Origin of the sequence: Niveibacterium sp. 24ML (assembly GCF_026586805.1) — a bacterium.
Taxonomy (GTDB): domain Bacteria; phylum Pseudomonadota; class Gammaproteobacteria; order Burkholderiales; family Rhodocyclaceae; genus Niveibacterium.
This window is the reverse complement of record NZ_JAPFHA010000015.1, coordinates 90,869-112,191: the sequence shown is the minus strand read 5'-3', so window position 1 is coordinate 112,191 and position 21,323 is coordinate 90,869. Positions and strand designations below refer to the sequence as shown.

Sequence of the window (21,323 nt, the reverse complement as noted above, 5' to 3'; positions counted from 1 at the left end):
TGACTGACCATGCAATTCACCATACCGAAGTCGATGACCTTCTGATTGACTCTTACACCACGCGGCGGGACGCGATCCCTCCTTGAGTTCCGCTGACTCAATCGTGACGCGCCATACGGTCGGCCGCTGCGCGCCGGACTCCAGGCGCACACGCATCTGCAAAGTCGTCTCCACCAAGTTCTCGGTCCCGGTCTGCCACGCAAGCGCAGCACCGGGCGCAAGCTCAACCTCGAACAAGGACGTATAGCGCGCCGGCTTGCCAAGGAACGTCAGCCGCCGGAACAGAGCGCTCAGAACCTTGCGAACCTGCTCGCACGGCAGCGTGCCATCCAGCAGCCGGTCGATGACGCCGGCCATGTCCACGGTCAGCTGCCGCTGGATGTCGGCGGTGCGCACCGGCGCCTCGGTGCGTTCGGCAACGCTCAGGGCTTGGCGCGCCTGGTCGAGTTGTGCACGCGAGGCGCGATATGCGTCCGCGGCGAGGTCGTCCGACTCGTCACTCTGAACGAGACGTAGCAGGCGCTTCGCCTCGCGCTCTTTGCGTTCGACCGTTTCTCGCAGCCGCGTCAGCTCCTGCCCCGGCCCGGCAGCCAGCCGCGCCTGAAGGCGAGCTCGAATTTCGGAGAGCACCGCATCCCCCAAGGCATGCAGCAGGCAAGCCTTGATGACGCGAAGCAGACCCTCGGTCGCCACCGACGGCACCTGAGCCAACGCGTCGGCCGCGGCCACTGCGTGCGCCTGACGGCATGCGCCACACTCCATCCGACTGCCGCCGTTCTGGCTGCACAGGTGATTGCCACAGGTGCCGCAGCGTATACAACCGGACAGCATCGAGCGCCCGCCGCCGTAGGCAGCACGTTCACGTTCGCTGCGCTTGCCCTGAGCTTCGAACCACACGTCGTCACTCACGATGCGCGCGTCCGGTCGCGGAAATTCCACGCGCGGATCCCCCTCCCCGCGGCGACGGGCCTCGGCGAGCACGTGCGCGCTGCAGTGGAGCGTGAAGACGCCTCGGTAAATCGTATTGGCTACGACCTGCCTCACGGCGGCGCTGCGCCAGTGCGTCCCGCGCCGTCGGGATGGGGTTCCGGTTTCGTTGAGCCAGGCGGCGATTTGCGCGTACGACTGGCCTCGACAGCGCCGTTCGAAGACGTCGCACACCAAAACCGCCTCGGACTCCTCAATGTCCCAGACCGTTCCGCCCGTGCGGGCGCCAGGCTCTACGACTTCTCGCGCCGTGTAGCCCCACGCCGGTGGCGCAATCATATAGCCGCGCTCGAGTTGGCCCCGCAGGCCGCGCTTCACCCGAAAGGCCGTGAGCTTGCTCTCTTCCTGCGCCAGCAGTCCATAAAGCCCAAACAAGAACGCGCCATTTGGCCCAGTACTGTCGAGACCGTTTCCGGTGATCACGCGCACGCCACCTTCCATGAGCTCGAGCACTTCAAGCTGCTGTCGCCGATTTCGGGCGAGTCGGCTGAACTCATCAACGATGAGCACGCAACGCCCGAGTGTGCGCAGGCGTGCAAGGAGTGCGGCAAAACCCGGGCGCTTTGATGCCTCCGCGGCCTTGAATCCGGACATTTCTTCGTCGGTGAAGTGCACGGCGGACTCGGGGTCGAATCCGTGCTGCGCGGCAATGGCTGCGCATCGGCGCAACTGGTCTTCAATCGAAGTGGGCGACTGGCCGTCATCGGAATAGCGACCGTAGAACAGCAGCGCGAGAGATGCATTCGTCTTCATTTTTCTTCTTCTTTTTCTGTCTTGGTTTGCGGTCGCCCCCCAACGCCCGCCCGCAACTCTGCCAGCAGGCCATCGACGCAGAGTTCGATGAAACGGTCGATCTCGACACGATGGCTCGGGGTTTGCCCGGGGGGATTCCCGGCCGACTCGGAACGTATAGCAACCGGCTCCCTTTCGCCCTGACCGCCCCGAGAACCCCGTGTTTTCAGCGTTCGCATGCGCTCTCCCCGCGGATATAAATCTCAGTACCTGTACTTCTTCGCTGACACCATCCCTTTGCCGCGCGCCTTGGTGGCGCCGGTGTCAGTGCGGCAGGACAGGCAGTTGGTGTGACAGAGACGATTCAGAACGTCACGATGGACAGCAAAACGCGGGGCCGTTACGTTTTCCAGATGCGCATCCCTTCGTCGCTGCGCACACACTTCAGCGGGCGCGCGAGCGTGCGCAAGGTGCTTGGCCGCATTTCCGCGAGTGAAGCCCGCGAGCGCGGTGCCGCCCTGGCGACGGAATGGCGCGCACGATTTGCAAAGCTCAAGGCACGCATCGCTCCCCTGGTCGCGAGCGGGCCGCGCGTCGTACTTGAGCTCTCGGACGCCCCTGAGCGTGCACGCCTTGTCGCAACCTGTCGCGCGCTCAAAGTGGAGGTCCTGCATGTGCACCTGGCCGCGCTGCGCGCCTCCCCTGATACGAACTGGACGCAGGAAGAAGAACTGGCGCAATCTGCGCTCGCCGACTGCCGCAAGGCTGCACGCAGCGGCAGTCGCGTGGCAGCGATGCCGCTGCTCGACGAAATCGAGGCGCGCTACTCGGTCATCATCGATGCACAGACGCGTGAGTTGCCGGCACTCATCGATGCCGTGAATGCCGATGCCGTCCTTCTGGCCGAAGCCTGGTTCGACGTGCTGCAGGGTCGGCGTGCGCTCGCGACGCTCGCGGTACATCCGCAAGAGATGCTCGCGCTGACGCGCATCGCCGGTACACGCGCCAGCGCACTGCTGGATCTGCATGAGGCGCGGCTGGCTGCCGTCGGCAAGAGTCTCTTGCGTGACACCCGGCAGAAGTACGTCGCGCTCACGACTGCGCTCGGGACAATCCTCGGCGAGCGGCCGGTCGAACATCTCGCGAAGCGCCATGTGAGTGCGCTGCTCGCGCACTGGCGCGAGTGCGGCAACGGCACCAAGACGATTCTCGACAAGATGGGCGCCCTGGCGATGCTGGTGTCGCTGGTCAGCGAAAGGGCCGCGGCCGTCGTGCGCGCGGCGCGCCCCCAGACCGCGGCGGCAAGCACCCCGCGCGACCCGATGCCGCGCTCCACCCTCAGGGCATTGCGCAACCGGCTCATTGCGCATGGCGGCTACTCGGATGACGTGGCGCTGGTGGACCTGATGTCGCTCACCGGCGCACGTCTGGGTGAAATCCTGCAGTTGCAGGCGCACCAGGTGGTGCTCAACGGTGTGCAAGCGGTCGTGGTCTTCGATGGTCCCCGGATGAAGACGTCGGCGTCTCGCCGGCAGATCCCTGTGCTGCTGGAAGGTCTGCCCGCGTTGCAGGCATGGCTTGCTGAGCGGCTTGCACAAGGCGGCGCGCTCTTCCCCGCTGCACGGCCCGACGCGCGCGGGCGACTCGGAAATGCGGAGAGCAAGCGCATCAACCGCGCGCTGCGCGCACTGTGTCCCGACCGGCACATCGTGCTCGAGAGCACGCGCAACGCGGCCGCCCGCACGCTGCGGCGCGGCGGCGTCGACCCGAGGGTCCGCCGCCGCGCCTTGGGACATCGGGACGTTGACGTCCACGAACAGCATTACGACCCCGCGGCTCGACTCGACGACGAGGACCTCGCCAGTGCCGCACCGGTGCTCAATGCCGCGCTACGGGCGGCGTGCGAATCGAGACACGAAAGCGCAAACCCCGCGGTGCTCACGGCGCCTCCTCCTGACGCTGCACGAGATGCCCCTGCAACCAGTCCAGCGCCGTGTGCAGGGCCCGGTTGAACGGGACCACGCCACCGGGGCAGTCCAGCAAGCCGGCGTCGAGGTGCAGGGTGCGTGTCGCGAGATCCACCCCAGGGCACGCGTCATCCGGTGCATCACGAACCAGCATGAGCCGCCAGCGGATGCGCGGGATCGTGAGCAGCGCAGAGCCGTCCGACTCGTAGCTCAACACCAACGGCACACCGCCCTGCTCCGCCTCGACAGCCAGTAGCGCGGCAGCAACCCTCCGCGGATCATCGAGCGCAGCCGTCGGAGGCAAGTGGCCCCGGCGCTGCAGTTCGAGTGCGAGCAGCAGGCCGTCCGGCCTCAGCTCCTGCACCCCGACACTCGCAAACACGCGCGTCAGCACATCCGCTCGGCGCAGTTCCGCACACAGTTGCGGTACGAGTCGCCAGAGCGATGGCGCGCGGTCGCACCCGAGGCGCAGCAGGGCTTCGACGGCGGCCGCCTCGCCGCCGCGCTGAAACACGGAGCCCGCGAGTTCGGCGTGCCACCCCAGCGCTGCGCAGACTTGCGCACGCAGGCGCGGCCGGGTGGCCAGCGATTTCCAGAGCACCGGATGCCGTGTCGCCATCTCGGTGAAGCTTGCGATCTGGACGAGTTCGATCTGGTCCATCGCCGCCAGCAGCCGGCGGTCCGCACCTGAGAAGACCGCGTCGTAGAGCTCATCCATGACGCACCTCTTCCTGTCCGATGCGCGGCAGCGCGACCGGCAGCTCGATGCGGGCAATGGCATCGACGAGCGGCCCGAGGGGCATCTCGCCGTAGGTGCGACCCACGGTGCCGGACACATGCCCAGTGAGCGCGTCGTGGATCTCTTCTTTCAGCTCGGCCGCGCGGCAGAGCGTCTTGAAGCCATGACGGAACGAATGGAACACGACCTTGGGTTCCTCGATCTGGGCGCCGGACTTCGAGCGGATCGCGCGCATGAACCACTTGCCGAAGTTCGCGCCCCGTCGCCCGTCGTGATCGGGTTCGAGCGCCGGAAACAGCCACTCGTGGCCGGCCTCGCGGACCGCGTCCCAATACTCGAGCAGCCCTGCCGCCACCAGATCCCCATGTAGCGGGATCCGGCGGCGCGAGCCTTCCGTCTTCAGGCGCTGCTCGCCGTGGGTATCCCGGATATGGAGAATCGGTCCGAACGTAGGATCGATTTCGATGTCTTCGACGCGAAGCTGCGCAAGTTCTTCGAGCCGGGCGCCGGTGGCGAGCGCCAGCATCGGAATCCAGATGCAGGCTTCGCCGCCGCCGGCTGCGGGGCGCCGCGCGCCGCGGAACACCGGCATCGAGAAAACGCGCGTGAGTTCAGCGCTGGTGAAGCCCCGACGCATCAGGGTCGGCACTTCGGCTTTCGGAATCCGCAGACCGCGCGCGACGTTAGCGGCGAGCATCCCCGCGTCGACCCCGACCTGAAGCAAGGTGGGCAACATGCCAACGCGCTTGGCGACCGTGCCACGGGCAGCGCCGCGCTTGAGGAGATGATTCCGGTACGCCGAGATCTCGACGCGAGTGAGTTGCTCAAACGGCGTTCGACAGGTGCGGCGAAATTCGCGCACAACGGACTCCATGTCCCGCACGGTGGTGCTCGCCCGATCCGGATCGAGCTGGCGCCAGGCGCGGAGGAGTTCAGCGTCGCCCCACGCGCTGGGTTTCGCACGCTTGCCGCCAGCAACGGTGGCTGGTACGTCCAACGTGGCGCTGGCGAGTTCCCCCGTCGTGACAGGGGGCGGATGCATCACAGACTGATGCGGCGGGGTGAGTGCGGGTGCCGCGAGAGCCGGCGCAGGCACGCCGCTCAGCGCTTCCGCGCGTGCAGCATCAAAGCGGGAGAGCCACTCCGACGCCAGCCGCAGAGCCATCGGCTTGGCAAAGGCGTGGTCGGTCGTTTGGAGATTGACGCGGACAACGGGGCCAAAGCGCCCCTGAAGTGAGACCGGCACGCGGATCGAAAACCAGAACGTGCCGTGGTGCTGAACAAGGTATGCCATGAAGCGTCTCCTGATGTGTCGAAGGAACGCTTCCGGTGCCGTGTAACACCACTTTGTAACACCAAAGCAAAAGAGCCGCTAAGCGGCTCCCTTGTTTGCCAAGCCCGACGAGGGATTGACAGGTATATGGCGGAGAGGGTGGGATTCGAACCCACGGTACGCTTGCACGTACGCCTGATTTCGAGTCAGGTACAATCGACCACTCTGCCACCTCTCCGCGGTCTCGAAATCTAGCCCGCTATTATACAGCCGTTTTTTGTTTTGGCTAGTCTTGGCGCAAATCAGTTTGCCGGCACAAGTCTCTCGACACCGCCCATGTAGGGCTGCAGTGCTTTGGGTATCCTGATGGAGCCGTCGGCTTGCTGGTTGTTTTCGAGAACGGCCACGAGCGTGCGGCCGACCGCCAGGCCGGACCCGTTGAGGGTGTGGACGAGTTCGTTCTTGCCCTGCTCGTTCTTGAAGCGCGCCTGCATGCGGCGGGCCTGGAAGGCTTCACAGTTCGAGCAGCTGGATATTTCCCGATAGGTGTTCTGCGCTGGCAGCCAGACTTCCAGATCGTAGGTCTTGGCAGCCGAGAAACCCATATCTCCCGAGCAAAGCGCGACGACACGGTACGGCAGTTCAAGGCGCTGAAGGATCTTCTCGGCATGGCCAACCATTTCTTCCAGCGCAGCATAGGACTGGTCGGGATGCGCGATCTGCACCATTTCAACCTTGTCGAACTGATGCTGACGGATCATGCCGCGCACATCACGGCCACCCGAGCCCGCCTCGGAGCGAAAGCACGGCGAATGCGCGGTGAGCTTGATCGGCAGCTCTTCAGTTTTGAGCACGGATTCGCGCACGGTGTTGGTCAGAGAAATCTCTGAGGTCGAGATCAGATACTGCGTCACCACGTTGTCAGCGCCGCCCTTCTCGACCCGGAACATGTCTTCGGCGAATTTGGGAAGCTGGCCGGTGCCGTAAAGCACATTGGGATTGACGATGTACGGCGTGTAGCACTCGGTGTAGCCGTGCTCGGTTGTGTGCGTATCGATCATGAACTGAGCGAGCGCGCGGTGCAGGCGGGCGATTTGCCCCTTGAGCAAGGTGAAGCGGGCGCCGGACAGCTTGGCGCCGGTTTCGAAATCAAGCCCGAGCGGAGCACCCAGGTCCACATGGTCGCGCACTTCAAAATCGTAAGTGGCGGGCGCGCCCCAACGGCGCACTTCGACGTTATCCGACTCGTCCTTGCCTGCGGGGACGGACTCGTGCGGCAGATTCGGAATCCGCATCAGGAAGTCGTTCAATCGCTCCTGCAGCGCAGCAAGCGAAGCCTCGTTCGCCTTGAGCTCATCGCCCAGACCCGCAACTTCCGCCATCACCGGCGCGGCGTCTTCCCCTTTGCCTTTGAGGATTCCGATCTGCTTGGAGAGGCTGTTGCGCTTTGCCTGCAGCTCTTGAGTCCGGGTCTGCAGTTGCTTGCGCTCATCTTCCATCGCCTGAAACGTGGCGCTATCGAAGACAACACCACGGGCGGCGAGGCGCTGGGTGACGGTATCAAGCTGCGTGCGCAGGAGTTGAATATCGAGCATGTTTGATCCTGGATTTCTTTTCGTATCAGCGAATTATGCCTCGAAGCTGGCGTTGGCCCGCAGCTTCCGCGCCCAAACGCATGATCGCTATGGGTTATCGGGAAAACGGCAAAGTTTGATGCAACGCACTATTTCATTTTTGCTTTCAATGACTTACACGCACTTGATAGCGAAAGATGAATTGCTTTGGCGCACAGGCCACCTAGCCTTAATCATGGTTCAGGCCGCGCCAAGACGGCCTAACTCACCCACAGAGGAGCAGACATGCTTTCATTGCGCGACTGCCTGGACTACTGCGATCTGACGCAGGACGACATCGATCTGCTTGCCGAACACGAACATCTGCCGCGCGACGTGGCAGCGCACATCGCGTGCGGGCTGGTTCAGACCCCGGCGGGCGTGCTGATGATCGATCATCTGATGGAAGACACGATCGAGCGGGCGCGCAGTTGCGGCCAGCACGACAAGGCAGAACACGTTTCAAACGTGTACGCGCGGTTTCGCGCCGCGCACCCACTCGCTCATTGATCCTCTGCCTCTCGTGCATTGCGGTCTAGCCCCTTCAGGTAAGCGAGTTTCTGGGCGATCTTCGCCTCCAACCCGCGATCAGTCGGCTGATACCAACTGATCGCGGGCATCCCGTCCGGCAGGTAGTCCTCACCCGCCGCGTAGGCTCCGGGCTCGTCATGGGCGTAGCGATACGCCTTGCCGTGGCCCAGTTCCTTCATGAGCTTGGTCGGCGCATTGCGCAAATGCACCGGCACCGGCCGGCTGACATCCTCCTGCACGAATCTACGTGCCGCGTTGTAGGCCATGTAGACCGCGTTGGACTTGGCTGCGCAGGCGAGATAGATCGTGGCCTGAGCGAGCGCCAGCTCGCCTTCCGGCGACCCCAGCCGCTCATACGTCTGGCATGCCTCAAGGCAGAGGGTCAGCGCCCGCGGATCGGCCAGGCCAATATCTTCGGCCGCCATACGTACCAGGCGGCGGCCGAGATAGAGCGCATCCGCGCCACCATCGAGCATGCGCACCAGCCAGTACAAGGCCGCGTCGGGATTGGAGCCCCGCACCGACTTGTGCAGCGCGGATATCTGATCGTAGAACGCATCCCCGCCCTTGTCGAAGCGGCGCAGGTTCTGCGCAAGCGTGTCCTGAACGAATGCCGCATCGAGCCGATCCACGCCAGCCGCATCGGCCGCGGTACGCAGCGTTTCGAGCACGTTGAGAAAGCGCCGGGCGTCCCCATCAGCCCACGCAACCAGGCGCTCGAGCGCGTCGGCATCAACCACCAGCTCGGCAAACGCAAGCCGCTGGGCACGTACGAAGAGCGACTGCAGGTCTTCGGCCGTCAGGCTCTGGAGCACATACACCGCCGCGCGGGAGAGCAACGCAGAGTTGACCTCGAACGAGGGATTTTCGGTGGTGGCGCCGATGAAGGTAAACAGCCCGGATTCCACGAAGGGCAGGAACGCATCCTGTTGTGACTTGTTGAAGCGATGCACTTCATCCACGAAGAGGATGGTGCGCCGCCCTTGCGCGCGATGCATCTCGGCCCGCTGCACCGCCTCACGGATCTCCTTCACGCCCGAGAACACGGCGGAGAGGGCAATGAACTCGGCATCGAAGTGCGTCGCCATCAGTCGCGCCAGGGTTGTCTTTCCAACACCGGGCGGCCCCCACAGAATCATCGAGTGCGGGCGGCGCGATTCAATCGCGAGCCGCAACGGCTTGCCGGCGCCAAGCAGGTGCCGTTGCCCCACCACCTCATCCAGCGTCTTGGGACGCAAACGCTCGGCCAGCGGCACGCTTTCAGGCACCGGGCTTGAAAAGAGGTCGGCGCTCATCGGGTGACTCCGGGGTCGATCAAGTCCTTGACCATGCGGAAGCGCTCAAAACTCAAGCCTTGGTGCAAGGAGGTCTGCACCGCCAGCAGCGACCACCCTGCCCGCTCGAAAAGCGGCCGCGAAACCGGGCTCGCGTCGGTGTCCAGGCGCGTCTGCCCGGCCTCCGATGCAGTCTGTTCAAGGTGTGCAAGCAAACGCGCCGCGAAGCCTCGGCGCATGAAGTCTGGATGCGTGTAAAGCAGGCGAACATGGTCGTTCGGCGATAACTGGGCGAACGCCGCGATGCGCCCTTGCACCTCGATCAACACGCACTCACCGGCCAGCACTTCAGCCGCGAAGGCCGGTGCGTCTGCATAGGCGGCCCAAGCGGCCACATGCGGCGCACTGTACGCCGCACGACCCGCGGCCTGCACGGCAGCGCGGTAGACCTCGGCGAGCGCCGGCGTGTCCGACGGCACCGCTGCGCACAGACGGCCAAGCGACTCAGTCACCGACAACATCCGCGCCCTTGGGCGGCGTGAAACGGAACTCTGCCGGATCAAGCCGAGGATTCGCTTCGAAGGCGGAGAACTGAATCAGCGTAGTCTGGCCAAAGTTGTCGCGCACCTCCATGGCGCGCAATTGGCCCGCGCCAAAGCCAATCCGCACACGATCGAACCCACTTTCTTGCTGCTTGGGGCTCGCCTCGACCCATGCAAGCCCATCGGATTCGCCCGCGTCCTTCAGATCGAAGTTGCGTTCAAGCTGGCCGTCGCCGGTCAGCAAAGCGGCCGGCGTGGCACCCAGTGCCTGGGTCATCGGCTTGACGGTGACCTGGTTGAGATCCTTATCCCAGGTCCAGAGCTTCTGGCCGTCTCCGACAATGACCTGCGCGTAGGGTTGCTCGTACACAAACCGGAACTTGCCCGGCCGCTGGAACGCAAAGGTTCCGCCCGCTTTCTGCGTGAGCTTGCCGTTGCGCCCAAGCACCATCTGGGTGAACTTCGATTTTGCCGACTTGGTCTGAGCAAGAAAGTGCCTCAGATCGTCCATACCCGCCGCGGCAAGCGGCCCGGAAAAGGCAAACGCCGCGACAAGCGCGGCGACTCTGGAGAAACGCATCAATCGTCCTTTGGCAAATCCGGGCCATGCCGTACATGGCCCCGGTCAGATCATTCTTCGCGCTGCTGGTTCGGTGCAATGACTTCGCGACCACCCGAAGGCCCCATGGCCGAGACGAGCCCCGCCTTTTCCATCTGCTCGATCAAGCGGGCCGCGCGGTTGTAGCCAATGCGAAGATGACGCTGAACCAGCGAGATCGACGGCCGCCGCGTCTTGAGCACCACGTCAACCGCCTGGTCGTACATCGGATCCGCTTCGGCATCGCCCTCACCGCCACTGGCATCGCCCACAAGATCGCCACCACTCTCGTCCGCACCAGTGAGAATGCCCTCGATGTAATCCGGCGCGCCGGTCTGCTTGAGGTATTCAACCACCTTGTGCACTTCTTCGTCAGCCACATAGGCGCCGTGCACCCGCGTCGGGAAGCCGGTACCCGGCGCGAGGTAGAGCATGTCACCCATGCCCAGCAGCGCCTCGGCCCCCATCTGATCGAGAATGGTCCGCGAATCGATCTTGCTGGAAACCTGGAAGGCGATCCGGGTCGGGATGTTGGCCTTGATCAGGCCGGTAATCACATCGACCGACGGGCGCTGTGTCGCCAGAATCAAGTGAATCCCCGCCGCACGCGCCTTCTGCGCCAGCCGGGCAATCAGTTCCTCGATCTTCTTGCCGACGACCATCATCAGGTCTGCCAGTTCGTCGATGACGACCACGATGGCGGGCATCGTCGCAAGCGGCTCCGGACTCTCCGGCGTAATCGAGAAGGGATTGGTCAGTGGCGTGCCGGCCTTTTGCGCATCGGCCACCTGCTTGTTAAAGCCCGCGAGGTTGCGCACGCCAAGCGCCGACATCAGCTTGTAGCGCCGCTCCATCTCACCCACACACCAGTTGAGTGCGTGCGCGGCGTGCCGCATGTCGGTCACCACCGGAGCGAGCAGATGCGGAATGCCCTCGTAGATCGAAAGCTCCAGCATCTTCGGGTCGACCATGATCAGCCGGACCTTATCGGGCTCAGACTTGTAGAGCAGCGACAGGATCATCGCATTGACGCCCACCGACTTGCCCGACCCGGTGGTGCCCGCCACCAGTAGATGCGGCATCTTCGCGAGGTCAGCCACCACCGGGTTGCCCCCGATATCCTTGCCAAGGCCAACCGTCAGCGACGAATGCATGTTGTGATAGGCGGCCGAACCAAGAATCTCGGACAAGCGCACGGTTTGCCGCTTCGGATTCGGCAGCTCAAGCCCCATGCAGGTCTTGCCCGGAATCGTCTCCACCACGCGAATGCTCATCACCGACAAGGCCCGCGCAAGATCCTTCACCAGATTCAGAATCTGGCTCCCCTTCACGCCCACAGCCGGTTCGATCTCATACCGCGTGATCACCGGCCCCGGATAGGCCGCAATAATCTTGACCTCGACACCGAAGTCCGCGAGCTTGCGTTCGATCAAGCGCGAGGTGTACTCCAGCGCCTCAACCGAAGGCGGCTCCACGTCGTGCGACGGTTGGTCCAGCAGCGACAAGGCCGGCAAACCGCTGGTTGCCGGATCGGCAAACAGCACCTGCTGGCGCTCCTTCTCCACGCGCTCGGAACGCACCACTTCCACCACAGCGGGTTCGATGCGGATCTGAACCGGCGGCGCTTCTTCACGCTTCTTGCGTTCGCGCTTGACCTTCTCTTCCCGCTTCACCGCAACCTGCTGACCCGCACGGCGGTCTTGCCACGCCTGCAAACGCGCAGAAGCGGTCGCCGCCAGGCTCTCGACCCAGAAACCGAGGCGCTCGAGCGCATCCATCCAGGAGAACCCGAAGAACAGGCTCGCGCCGGTAGCCCACATCGCAATCAGGAACAGCGTGCCACCGGTGAAGCCCAGATAATTGGTGACCACCCGCCCCAACTCGATGCCGATCACGCCGCCGGGCTCGCCTGGCAGCATGGCCGAATGGCCGTAGAAGCGCACGGCCTCAAGCGCCGCGCTGGTCAGCAAAACCACGAGGAAGCCGGCAATCACAAGAAAAGCCGAACGACGGCTACCGGCAAGCTCCTGACGCCAGCGACGCAGGCCCGCGACGATGCCCCACACCATCAGCCCCACCAGCCACCATGCCGACGAACCAAACAGCGACAGCAGCAGATCGGAGCTCCAGGCGCCAAAACGCCCACCCGGATTGAGCACGCGCTCGACACGTACCGCGTGCGACCAGCCCGGATCAGATTTCTGATACCCGAACAGGATCATGGCGAGGTAAAGGCCGATCGCGCCAAAGAAAAGCCAACGCGCCTCACGTACCAAACCCGCCATGCGTTCAGGCAAGGGTTGGGACGGGGCGCGCATCGAACCGGAGAACAGCATCAGAAACCGCTAACTTGGAATGAAGGTGAAACCGGCGGCGATTGCGTCACGCGCCGCGAGACCTCACAGGTCGTCAATACGATCGCACAGCACGATGCCGTCGTCGGTTTCCTGGATGAGCCCCTGCACCTGCAAGTCCTTCATCACCCGACTGACCATCTCGCGCGAGGCGCCAATCATCTTGGCGATGTCCTGCTTCGAGATCTTTCGCTTGACCACGCGATCGCTGCCGTCTTCGGCCGCCATGTCCAGCAGCAGTCGTGCAACGCGTCCGTACACATCCATCAACGCAAGGCTCTCGATCTTGCGATCCGCCACGCGCAAACGGCGCGCCAGGTTGCGCATGAGATGCAGCGACACTTCGAAGTTCTCTTGCAGGATGCGCCGGAAGTCCGTTTTCGAGATCGTCACCAGATCGGCCGGGGTCACCGCGATCACGGTGGCTGACCGCGGCTCTTCGTCCACCATGCCCATTTCGCCGAACAACTCGCCCTGCCCGATCATGGTCAGGATCACTTCGCGACCATCTTCGTCACTGACGAGAACTTTCAGGCTGCCCGTCAGTACAAAGTAGATGTAATCGGTGCGATCGCCCGCGCTCACTACGGTGGAGCCGCGCGGCGCACGGCGCATGATCGCGCATCGAGCAATCGGCTGCAGCTTCTCGTCGGTGAGCCCCTGAAACATCGGAAACGTCTTCAGGGCGGTGACTGAAACGGGTTGAGTAGTGCTCATGACGGTCTCCGGATCGCAACGCTGGGCATGCCGCTCCTCCGCCTTCCGGCAGACTGATGCAGCGCGCGGATTATCGCACAAGGAATATGCCAATCGGACGATGCCGTGGAGGCTTGCCCGCTCGGCTATAATTTTTCGCTATCGGACAGGGAGACACCGCAATGAGCACGACTACTCGCCACACCAGCCTGATCATCCTGGGCTCAGGCCCCGCCGGCTACACCGCCGCAGTGTATGCCGCGCGCGCAAATCTCAAACCGGTGCTGATCACCGGCATGGCACAAGGCGGGCAGCTGATGACCACGACCGATGTGGACAACTGGCCAGCCGATGCCGACGGCGTGATGGGACCCGATCTGATGGCGCGCTTTGAAAAGCATGCCGCACGGTTCAACACCGAAATGATCTTCGACCACATCCACACCGCCAAACTCGATGCAAGGCCCTTCACCTTGATTGGCGACTCGGGCACCTACACCTGCGATGCCCTCATCATTGCAACCGGCGCGACCGCAAAGTACCTCGGCCTCCCGTCAGAAGAAGCCTTCGCCGGCCGTGGCGTCTCGGCGTGCGCCACCTGTGACGGCTTCTTCTACCGCAACCAGGAAGTGGCCGTTGTGGGCGGCGGCAACACAGCGGTTGAAGAGGCACTCTATCTGGCCAACATCGCCAGCAAGGTGACCCTGGTGCACCGTCGCGACAAGTTCCGCGCCGAAGCGATCATGATCGACAAGCTTTACGAGAAGGTTGCTGCCGGCAAGATCGTGCTTGAGACCGACGCAACGCTCGACGAGGTGCTCGGCGACAAGACCGGCGTGACCGGCATGCGGATCAAGAACGTGAAGACCGGCGCCAGCAAGGACATCAGCCTCAAAGGGGTCTTCATTGCGATCGGTCACAAGCCGAACACCGACATTTTCAAGGGCCAGCTGGAAATGGACGAGACGGGCTACCTGATCACCGAAGGCGGTCGCAACGGTAACGCGACCCAGACCTCGGTGAAGGGCGTTTTTGCTGCCGGCGATGTTCAGGACCACGTCTACCGCCAGGCGGTCACCAGCGCCGGTACCGGTTGCATGGCTGCGTTGGACGCCGAGCGCTTCCTCGACAGCCACGGCAAGACCGCCTGAGCCCCGAGGCCCCGGCCACGCGCCGGGGCGCCATGCAATGCCAAACAAGAAAGCCGCTCCGCCGGCCGCGAAGCACTTTGACGCGCTCAAGGCGCTGCGCGGTCAGGTGCCGACTGCGCAGCGCTCTGTCGCTCGCAAACCGCAGCCGACCTCGACGGCGACGCCCGAGCTGAGTCTCTCTGAAGCCATGCGGGGTGTGGCACCCATTGCAGCGCCCAATCGGGCCGAGATCGACGCCCCAAAACCGGCTCCAACGCCCCGCCCCAAGCCCCCCGAAGCGGACGAGCCGCCAAAATCCAAGACCGGCCCCCAGACTGACGGATACAACAGCTTTCACGACGCGGTGCGTGATGTCATTGCCCTGCAGCCAAACGGGCAAATCGACCCGGAAAAGCTGGGCGTAAGGCGGCCGAGCATCGGCGCGCTTCAGGCAGAAGCGGCGGGCACAACGCTATCGGCCTGGCTGGATCAAGCCGCGCATCCGCACGACCCCGCTGCACTGTTCAGACACGCCGTGGGCCCGGCCGCGCCAATCAAGGATGCCGGCCGGCTTCACCTGACGCCGCCGGCGCCGCCACCGCAGCCGCGCCAGCGCGAGGCGGACGAGCAACAGGTGCTTGCCGACAGCATCGTCGCCCCGCTGAGTTTTGAAGACCGACTCGATATCGGCGACGAGGCCGCATTCCAGCGCCCCGGCATTCCTCGCCGGGTGCTGACCGACCTGCGCCGCGGCCGTTGGGTAGTGCAAGCCGAGCTGGATCTGCACGGCCTGGATCGAGAAGAAGCCCGCTCGGCGCTGTCACGCTTTCTTGCCGTCCGCCTCACGCGCGGCGAACGCTGCGTGCGCATCATCCATGGCAAGGGACTCGGCTCCCCGGGGCGCATCGGTGTCCTGAAGCAGCTTTCGCGCAACTGGCTCGCGCAGCGCGAGGAGATCCTCGCGTTCTGTCAGGCGAAACCGCACGACGGAGGTGAAGGCGCGCTCCTGGTCTTGCTGCGCGCGCCCCGCCCGACAGCCTGAGCCCCGCCGAGAGGTGGGCTGCCGCAGACAAACAAAAACGCCACCCGAGGGTGGCGCTTCTGCATGATCGAGACTCGTCAAATGCGGCTCAGATTGCAGCTTCGTCAGTCTCGCCGGTGCGGATCCGGACGATCTGTTCGACCGTCGTCACGAAGATCTTGCCATCGCCGATCTTGCCAGTCCGCGCGGCCTTGATGATGCCTTCGATTGCCTGATCCACCACGCCATCGGCCACCACCACCTCGACCTTGATCTTCGGCAGGAAGTCGACAACGTATTCAGCACCACGGTAGAGCTCGGTGTGGCCCTTCTGGCGGCCAAAACCCTTCACTTCGGTAACGGTCAATCCGGTAATTCCAACCTCTGACAGGGCTTCACGCACCTCGTCGAGCTTGAAAGGCTTGATGATCGCTTCGATTTTTTTCATCTGCTCTCTCCTCCTGAGTTCTGCTCAAAATTCGTCTTGATAACGTGCCGTGATCGGATAGCGCCAATCTTTGCCAAAGCCGCGGCTCGTCACGCGAATGCCCACCGGCGACTGGCGGCGCTTGTACTCGTTCCGCTTGAGCATGCTCACGACGCGCCGCACATCGGCTTCCCCATAACCCGCCGCGATGATCTCACGGGGGCTCTCGTCGCGCTCCATGTAGGCCTCGATGATCGCATCAAGCACCTCGTAGGCCGGCAGAGTGTCCTGATCGGTCTGGTCGGGCTTGAGTTCAGCAGACGGCGCGCGCGTGATGATGTTCTCGGGGATCACCTCGCCATTGCGATTGCGCCACGCGGCCAACCGGTAGACAAAGGTCTTGAAGATGTCTTTGATCACCGCAAAACCGCCGGCCATGTCGCCATACAGCGTAGCGTAACCGACGGCCATTTCCGACTTGTTGCCGGTCGTCAGAACCAGCGAACCCGTCTTGTTCGACAAGGCCATCAAAAGCATGCCGCGGATTCGTGCCTGCAGGTTCTCTTCCGTGGTGTCGGCGGCGGTTCCAGCGAACATAGGCGCCAGCATGGCTTCGAAGGTCCCCATCGCCGGGGCAATCGCAAGTTCGTCATAGCGGACGCCCAGACGCTTCACTAGAAGGCGTGAGTCATCCAGACTCATCTGCGCGGTGTAGGGCGAAGGCATCATCACCGCTCTGACGCGATCCGCCCCCAGGGCATCGACGGCAACACAAAGCGTCAAGGCCGAGTCGATGCCGCCCGACAAGCCGAGCAATACGCCGGGAAAACGGTTCTTGCCGATGTAGTCGCGCACGCCCGTGACCAAGGCATCCCAAACATCCGCTTCGATCTCGCGCGGAGGGGTCATCCGCCCCTCCTGCAGATCGCCGTCGACATAGCTCACGCAGTCGAGCGACTGGGCAAATGATGGGCCTTGGTAGCAGAGGCGGCCTGCGCGACTCAGCGCGAAGGACGCACCATCAAAGACCAGTTCGTCCTGCCCACCAACAAGATTGCAGTAAACCACCGGGATACCGGTGTCACCAACGCGGTCCCGCAAGACCTCGTGGCGCACCTGCAGCTTGTCCATGTGATAGGGCGAGGCATTGATCGCCACGAGGAGTTCAGCGCCTGCCGCGCGCGACGCCTCGGCGGCCCCGGCCTCCCAGACGTCGGCACAGATATTCAGACCGACGCGTACGCCTTCATGCTCAAAGACACACGCGTTCGAGCCGGCGTCGAAGTAGCGCTGCTCATCGAAAACCTCGTAATTGGGCAAGCGCAGCTTCCGGTAGGTCGCCACCACATTGCCGCCACGCAGAACCGAAGCAGCATTGAAGTGGCGTTCCCCTTCCTGCAGGGGATGACCAACAATGATGGCGAGCGAGTCGCTTTCACTGGCCAGCGTCGCGATCGCGCGATCGCAGCTACGGTAAAAGTCTGGCCGGAGCAAAAGGTCTTCGGGCGGATAGCCGCAAAGGCTCAGTTCGGGTGTGACCAGCATGTGCGCGCCCACTTCGCGGGCGCGGCGCACCGCCTGCCGGATCAGATCGAGGTTTCCGTCAATGTCGCCAACAACGCAGTTAAGTTGCGCGACTGCGATTTTCAGGGTGTTCTTTGCCATAGCCCGAACTATACCGCGAGCAGATGTGCGCACCGATCAAACGAAAACGGGAACACCGGCGCGCCCGTGTTCCCGTTTGTGTCACCACCTTCGGCGACCGAGGAGTAACCGCATCCTTGTCACTGGGCGAGGTAGATCACCCACAAACCCGCCAAGGTTGCCGCACCGTCTTTGCCCGAAACGCTCTTCATCGCCTGCGTCGCCTTGGCTTTTTTGCCGGCCAGGTAGTAGGCGTAGCCAAGCCGAAGCTTTTCGTCGTCGGGACGCTTGAGACCGCCCTTTGCAATCCCCGCCTCCATCATCGCAAGGCCCTTGTCTGCCTGGCCATGAAGGACGTAGTTGAAGCCGATGCTGACTTGGGCTGAACCATCTTTGGCTGCCACGGCCTGGGCATCTTGGGAACCGAGGGTCTTCTTGTCTTCAGCCAGTTGCTTGGCGGTCATGTCTGCCAGGCGACGGTGACGATCCGCTTCAGCGCCCTGCCCCAGCACCTTGGCTGCAGTGCCTTCATCGATCACCGTTTTTGCCTCGATCGGGTAACCCTGCTGCAAAGCCAGCGCAATCGCGTCTTCATACTCAGCCGCGCTCTTGATCGTGCCGGTTGCGCGCTGCAGACGTGACAGATCAAGTGCGAGCCTGTCGCCCAAGCCACCCCGTTGCTTGGCGTCATAAATCACCGACTGCCAGTACTCCTTCTTTGGGTAGCTCGTAAGGAGCTTTTCAACGGTCTTCGCGTAGCCAGCCTGGTCGTTCAGCTTCAGGTAGGCCTGCGCCAGCATTTGCAGCGACTCTTCGCTCGGCCTGCCCTTACCCTGCACCTCAGGCGCCAGGGCCTTCACTGTGCCGGCGTAATCCGCCGAGAGATACAGCGACTGCACGTAGATCGTGCGCATGGCCGGGTCGGTGTTGCCATCCTTGATGGCGCGGCTGGCAAGCGCAGAAGCTTTGGAATAATCACGCGCACCGTAGTACTGCCCTGCAGCAGCGGTCATCATGGTGCCGCGCTCAGTCGCCGGCGCACCGGCCATCCCCGCCGCCGCTTCGAACGAGCGCGCAGCGGCCTGCGAATCGCCCGACGCCGCATAAACCTGCCCCTTGACGCGTTCGGTCAGATAGGCCTCATACGGAGTCTTATCCTTCACGGCTTCGGCATCGCGCACCTTTGCGAGCGCCTCCTTGCCCTTCTTCGATTTGATCAGATCAAGCGCCGCCTGAATCGGTTTGCCCACTTCCGCGCGCACGGCGTTGGACTTGCCGCCCTCTTCCGCGTGAGCGGCAGGGGCCAAGCCGGTACAGGCCAGCGCTACGACAACCGCGGTCGTCAGAAATCGATTGAACATTCGCATCCCTACCGAAAACCAAAATAGAAAAGCGCGGCGGGATTACTCCCGCCGCGCCACCAGCCAATTACATGAACTGCTCGGCGCCAACCAGGCCGATTTTCTTAACGCCCAAACGCTGAGCTTCCGCCATCACCATCGCAACCTTGTCATATTTCACAAGCTTGTGCGGGCGCAGATGAACCTCAGGCTGAACCGGCATCTTGGCGATGACATCAAACTTCTGCTCAAGAGCATCGCGATCCGGCACGACCTCACCGTTCAACAGAATGGTACCGTCGAAATCGACATCGATGCGGTAGATCACCGGCGGCTCCGCATTCACCGGCGGTGGTGCATTCACCGGCATGTTGAGCTTCGTTGCGTGCGTCTGGATCGGGATCGTGATGATCAGCATGATCAGAAGCACCAACATCACGTCGATCAGCGGCGTGGTGTTGACGTCTACGATCACCTCAGGATCACCGGATCCGCCACCTGTTCCTACATTCATTCCCATGTCGCGATCCTTTCAATCAGCGCGCGACGGCGCCGGCCGGCGGCTCGGTAATGAAACCGACCTTGACGATGCCAGCGCGCTGACATGCAACCACAACCTTGCCAACGAACTCATAACGAGCGCCGCCATCACCGCGGATGTGAACTTCCGGCTGAGGGTCGAGTACCGAAACGGTCTTCAACTTCTCGACCAGCGCATTGTTATCAGGCACCAGCTGCATGTTCCAGAACGTATCGCCATCCTTGTTGACGGAGATGACAATGTTCTCCGGCTTCGTTTGAGTGGGAAGGTTCTTTTCTTTCGGCAGATCGAGCTGGATCGACTGGGTGACAACCGGAATCGTGATCAGGAAGATGATCAGCAACACCAGCATCACATCGACGAGTGGTGTCGTATTGATTGCCGACACCACTTCATCTTCGTCGCCGCCCGACGAGGGGACGGACATTCCCATTTCTTAGCCCTTCTTGCCGCCGAGCAGCACCATGTGCAGCTCGCCGCTGAAATGGCGCACGTGATCGACAGCAGCCTTGTTGCGACGCACCAGCCAGTTGTAGCCAAGCACCGCCGGAACAGCAACAGCAAGGCCGATAGCCGTCATGATCAGCGCCTCACCCACAGGGCCGGCAACCTTGTCGATCGACGCCTGGCCAGCGATACCGATTGCGGTCAGTGCATGCAGGATGCCCCACACCGTGCCGAAGAGGCCAACGAACGGAGCGGTGGAACCAACTGTCGCCAGGAACGCCAAGCCACCCTGCAGACGGCCGTGAATCGTGTCGGTTGCGCGTTGCAACGACATGCCGATCCAGGAGTTCAGATCAACCGAAGCGGTCATCGTATTGCCGTGGTGATGGGCGGCCTTGTGGCCCTCTTCTGCGATGTAACGGAAGGCACTGTCCTCATTGAGCAGCTTGATGCCCGCCTCAACCGACGGAGCGTTCCAGAACTTCTCTTGCGCTTCCTTGGCCTGCTTGAACAGCTTGCCTTGCTCGATCAGTTTGACAACAGCAATGTACCAAGTGCCCATCGACATGATCACCAGGATCACGAGGGTGCTCTTCGCCACCAGGTCGCCCTGCGCCCACAGCGCCGAGAGGCCGTAGGGGTTTTCGACCGAAACCTTCTCGCCTTGCGCGAGCGCATCGGTAGCCAGGAAGGCCATCGACATAAGTCCGCCAGCAAGTGCAACGGCAGCACGGTGGATTTTGTTCAGAAAAGTCATTTTTTGATTCCAGTCCTAATGATTGTCAATGCTTCAACGACGCGCGGGGCAGCGTCATCAATCAAGTTTCCATTCGTACTCGAGGCGACCCCACGATTGCGCAGGCTGCCCGTTTGCCGTTGCCGGCTTGAAACGACAAAGCATCAATGCCTTGCGCGCTGCTTCATCCAGGCGGCGATAACCACTGGACTTTTCGATCTTGCCCTCCAACGGGCGTCCGTCTACATCGATGAGGAAGAGCAGACCGGTCGTACCCTGCTCCTCGGCGCTCAATGAAGCGCGGGGATACTCAGGCAACGAACAGTTCTTCGAAGCATCGATCACAGCGTTTGTACTCTGCGGCGCGACAACCGGAGCAGGCTTTGCAATCGGCGCCACTTCGGCAGGCTTGTTCTGCGTCACGGTCGTGATTGTCGCTTCTGCAGGTGCGGTAGCCGTGGAGACGCGAACCTCTGGCGGCGGCACAAAAGCCGGTGGAGGCGGCGCAAGCTTCGGCGGTGGAGGCGGCGGCGGCTTGTCCTCAGGCGGCTTGATCTCCTCGATGATCTTGGTCTCAAGCGGCGCCTTCACGACCTCTACAACCTTGCGGGCAAGGCCAGAGACCAGTGCATAGAAAAGCAACGCATGGAACAAAACCACTACGACAAGACCCACCGATCTGCGGCCAGCTGCAGCGGGTTGGGTATAACTCATCAGCGTACCTCAAGAAA

General features: G+C 62.9%; 21 protein-coding genes and 1 tRNA gene. 4 read left to right on the top strand and 18 right to left on the bottom strand.

The genetic code is table 11. The features are described 5' to 3' along the window. Positions 1–1,740, bottom strand: a 1,740-nt coding sequence (locus OPU71_RS13785; protein WP_267728586.1) for a recombinase family protein, incomplete at its 3' end; no start/stop codon positions are given. Next, a complete protein-coding gene (locus OPU71_RS13780) occupies positions 1,737–1,958 on the bottom strand; it encodes a hypothetical protein (protein WP_267728585.1) in 222 nt (73 codons plus the stop codon). The genes OPU71_RS13780 and OPU71_RS13785, both read right to left, overlap by 4 nt. A 111-nt stretch (positions 1,959–2,069) precedes the next feature. On the opposite strand from OPU71_RS13780, the gene OPU71_RS13775 reads away from it, so the two are divergent. Next, entirely contained in the window at positions 2,070–3,731 is a 1,662-nt protein-coding gene (locus OPU71_RS13775) for a tyrosine-type recombinase/integrase (protein WP_267728584.1), read from the top strand. Here OPU71_RS13775 and OPU71_RS13770 read toward each other — a convergent pair. The 4 genes from OPU71_RS13770 to serS all read right to left on the bottom strand — a co-directional run bounded on the left by OPU71_RS13770 (position 3,658) and on the right by serS (position 7,293). Next, on the bottom strand, positions 3,658–4,404 hold the full coding sequence (locus OPU71_RS13770; protein WP_267728583.1) for a hypothetical protein: 747 nt from the start codon (positions 4,402–4,404) through the stop codon (positions 3,658–3,660). The two genes, OPU71_RS13775 and OPU71_RS13770, sit on opposite strands and share 74 nt — an antisense overlap. Further along, complete coding sequence (locus OPU71_RS13765) at positions 4,397–5,719, bottom strand: site-specific integrase (protein ID WP_267728582.1); 1,323 nt, start codon at positions 5,717–5,719, stop codon at positions 4,397–4,399. Before OPU71_RS13765 ends, OPU71_RS13770 begins: the two co-directional genes overlap by 8 nt. 127 nt (positions 5,720–5,846) lie before the next feature. Next, positions 5,847–5,936, bottom strand: a tRNA-Ser gene (locus tag OPU71_RS13760). 64 nt (positions 5,937–6,000) lie between these two features. After that, positions 6,001–7,293: a serine--tRNA ligase gene (serS, locus tag OPU71_RS13755; protein WP_267728581.1), complete on the bottom strand. Its 1,293-nt coding sequence runs from the start codon at positions 7,291–7,293 to the stop codon at positions 6,001–6,003. Positions 7,294–7,557: 264 nt separating this feature from the next. Between serS and OPU71_RS13750 the strand changes: the two genes are divergently transcribed. Further along, positions 7,558–7,821 (top strand): hypothetical protein, encoded by a 264-nt coding sequence (locus OPU71_RS13750; protein WP_267728580.1) that lies wholly within the window; start codon positions 7,558–7,560, stop codon positions 7,819–7,821. Here the strand turns inward: OPU71_RS13750 and OPU71_RS13745 are convergent. From OPU71_RS13745 to OPU71_RS13725, 5 genes are all read right to left on the bottom strand, one after another. Continuing rightward, entirely contained in the window at positions 7,815–9,137 is a 1,323-nt protein-coding gene (locus OPU71_RS13745; RefSeq protein WP_267728579.1) for a replication-associated recombination protein A, read from the bottom strand. The genes OPU71_RS13750 and OPU71_RS13745 overlap by 7 nt on opposite strands. Beyond that, positions 9,134–9,628 carry a GNAT family N-acetyltransferase gene (locus tag OPU71_RS13740; protein ID WP_267728578.1) on the bottom strand — a complete coding sequence of 165 codons (495 nt, stop codon included), beginning with the start codon at positions 9,626–9,628 and terminating at the stop codon, positions 9,134–9,136. Before OPU71_RS13740 ends, OPU71_RS13745 begins: the two co-directional genes overlap by 4 nt. Beyond that, on the bottom strand, positions 9,621–10,238 hold the full coding sequence (lolA, locus tag OPU71_RS13735; RefSeq protein ID WP_267728577.1) for an outer membrane lipoprotein chaperone LolA: 618 nt from the start codon (positions 10,236–10,238) through the stop codon (positions 9,621–9,623). Before lolA ends, OPU71_RS13740 begins: the two co-directional genes overlap by 8 nt. 50 nt (positions 10,239–10,288) lie before the next feature. Beyond that, positions 10,289–12,592 (bottom strand): DNA translocase FtsK, encoded by a 2,304-nt coding sequence (locus OPU71_RS13730; protein ID WP_267728576.1) that lies wholly within the window; start codon positions 12,590–12,592, stop codon positions 10,289–10,291. A gap of 63 nt (positions 12,593–12,655) precedes the next feature. Further along, the gene (locus OPU71_RS13725; RefSeq protein WP_267728575.1) at positions 12,656–13,327 is read right to left on the bottom strand and encodes a Crp/Fnr family transcriptional regulator; all 672 of its coding nucleotides are present in this window, start codon (positions 13,325–13,327) and stop codon (positions 12,656–12,658) included. A 161-nt stretch (positions 13,328–13,488) separates the two neighbouring features. On the opposite strand from OPU71_RS13725, the gene trxB reads away from it, so the two are divergent. Together trxB and OPU71_RS13715 are read left to right on the top strand one after the other, a co-directional pair. After that, positions 13,489–14,457, top strand: coding sequence for a thioredoxin-disulfide reductase (trxB, locus tag OPU71_RS13720; RefSeq protein ID WP_267728574.1), 969 nt, complete (start codon positions 13,489–13,491; stop codon positions 14,455–14,457). A gap of 37 nt (positions 14,458–14,494) precedes the next feature. After that, positions 14,495–15,478 carry a Smr/MutS family protein gene (locus OPU71_RS13715; protein ID WP_267728573.1) on the top strand — a complete coding sequence of 328 codons (984 nt, stop codon included), beginning with the start codon at positions 14,495–14,497 and terminating at the stop codon, positions 15,476–15,478. Between the two features lie 88 nt (positions 15,479–15,566). Here the strand turns inward: OPU71_RS13715 and OPU71_RS13710 are convergent, their stop codons facing one another. The 7 genes from OPU71_RS13710 to OPU71_RS13680 all read right to left on the bottom strand — a co-directional run bounded on the left by OPU71_RS13710 (position 15,567) and on the right by OPU71_RS13680 (position 21,306). Continuing rightward, the gene (locus OPU71_RS13710) at positions 15,567–15,905 is read right to left on the bottom strand and encodes a P-II family nitrogen regulator (RefSeq protein ID WP_267728572.1); all 339 of its coding nucleotides are present in this window, start codon (positions 15,903–15,905) and stop codon (positions 15,567–15,569) included. Between the two features lie 24 nt (positions 15,906–15,929). Next, a complete protein-coding gene (locus tag OPU71_RS13705; RefSeq protein ID WP_267728571.1) occupies positions 15,930–17,549 on the bottom strand; it encodes an NAD+ synthase in 1,620 nt (539 codons plus the stop codon). A 119-nt stretch (positions 17,550–17,668) separates the two neighbouring features. Then, positions 17,669–18,889 (bottom strand): hypothetical protein, encoded by a 1,221-nt coding sequence (locus OPU71_RS13700; RefSeq protein WP_267728570.1) that lies wholly within the window; start codon positions 18,887–18,889, stop codon positions 17,669–17,671. A gap of 67 nt (positions 18,890–18,956) precedes the next feature. After that, on the bottom strand, positions 18,957–19,388 hold the full coding sequence (locus OPU71_RS13695; protein WP_267728569.1) for an ExbD/TolR family protein: 432 nt from the start codon (positions 19,386–19,388) through the stop codon (positions 18,957–18,959). Between the two features lie 16 nt (positions 19,389–19,404). Then, positions 19,405–19,842, bottom strand: coding sequence for an ExbD/TolR family protein (locus OPU71_RS13690; RefSeq protein WP_267728568.1), 438 nt, complete (start codon positions 19,840–19,842; stop codon positions 19,405–19,407). 3 nt (positions 19,843–19,845) lie between these two features. Then, positions 19,846–20,613: a MotA/TolQ/ExbB proton channel family protein gene (locus OPU71_RS13685; RefSeq protein ID WP_267728567.1), complete on the bottom strand. Its 768-nt coding sequence runs from the start codon at positions 20,611–20,613 to the stop codon at positions 19,846–19,848. A 57-nt stretch (positions 20,614–20,670) separates the two neighbouring features. Further along, positions 20,671–21,306, bottom strand: coding sequence for an energy transducer TonB (locus tag OPU71_RS13680; RefSeq protein ID WP_267728566.1), 636 nt, complete (start codon positions 21,304–21,306; stop codon positions 20,671–20,673). Positions 21,307–21,323 lie beyond the last annotated feature (17 nt).

Coding starts and splice junctions, on each gene's coding strand:
- OPU71_RS13780 (WP_267728585.1), bottom strand. CDS start 1,958: ATGCGAACGCTGAAAACACGGGGTTCTCGGGGCGGTCAGGGCGAAAGG.
- OPU71_RS13770 (WP_267728583.1), bottom strand. CDS start 4,404: ATGGATGAGCTCTACGACGCGGTCTTCTCAGGTGCGGACCGCCGGCTG.
- OPU71_RS13765 (WP_267728582.1), bottom strand. CDS start 5,719: ATGGCATACCTTGTTCAGCACCACGGCACGTTCTGGTTTTCGATCCGC.
- serS (WP_267728581.1), bottom strand. CDS start 7,293: ATGCTCGATATTCAACTCCTGCGCACGCAGCTTGATACCGTCACCCAG.
- OPU71_RS13750 (WP_267728580.1), top strand. CDS start 7,558: ATGCTTTCATTGCGCGACTGCCTGGACTACTGCGATCTGACGCAGGAC.
- OPU71_RS13745 (WP_267728579.1), bottom strand. CDS start 9,137: ATGAGCGCCGACCTCTTTTCAAGCCCGGTGCCTGAAAGCGTGCCGCTG.
- lolA (WP_267728577.1), bottom strand. CDS start 10,238: ATGCGTTTCTCCAGAGTCGCCGCGCTTGTCGCGGCGTTTGCCTTTTCC.
- OPU71_RS13730 (WP_267728576.1), bottom strand. CDS start 12,592: ATGCTGTTCTCCGGTTCGATGCGCGCCCCGTCCCAACCCTTGCCTGAA.
- OPU71_RS13725 (WP_267728575.1), bottom strand. CDS start 13,327: ATGAGCACTACTCAACCCGTTTCAGTCACCGCCCTGAAGACGTTTCCG.
- trxB (WP_267728574.1), top strand. CDS start 13,489: ATGAGCACGACTACTCGCCACACCAGCCTGATCATCCTGGGCTCAGGC.
- OPU71_RS13715 (WP_267728573.1), top strand. CDS start 14,495: ATGCCAAACAAGAAAGCCGCTCCGCCGGCCGCGAAGCACTTTGACGCG.
- OPU71_RS13710 (WP_267728572.1), bottom strand. CDS start 15,905: ATGAAAAAAATCGAAGCGATCATCAAGCCTTTCAAGCTCGACGAGGTG.
- OPU71_RS13705 (WP_267728571.1), bottom strand. CDS start 17,549: ATGGCAAAGAACACCCTGAAAATCGCAGTCGCGCAACTTAACTGCGTT.
- OPU71_RS13700 (WP_267728570.1), bottom strand. CDS start 18,889: ATGTTCAATCGATTTCTGACGACCGCGGTTGTCGTAGCGCTGGCCTGT.
- OPU71_RS13695 (WP_267728569.1), bottom strand. CDS start 19,388: ATGGGAATGAATGTAGGAACAGGTGGCGGATCCGGTGATCCTGAGGTG.
- OPU71_RS13690 (WP_267728568.1), bottom strand. CDS start 19,842: ATGGGAATGTCCGTCCCCTCGTCGGGCGGCGACGAAGATGAAGTGGTG.
- OPU71_RS13685 (WP_267728567.1), bottom strand. CDS start 20,613: ATGACTTTTCTGAACAAAATCCACCGTGCTGCCGTTGCACTTGCTGGC.
- OPU71_RS13680 (WP_267728566.1), bottom strand. CDS start 21,306: ATGAGTTATACCCAACCCGCTGCAGCTGGCCGCAGATCGGTGGGTCTT.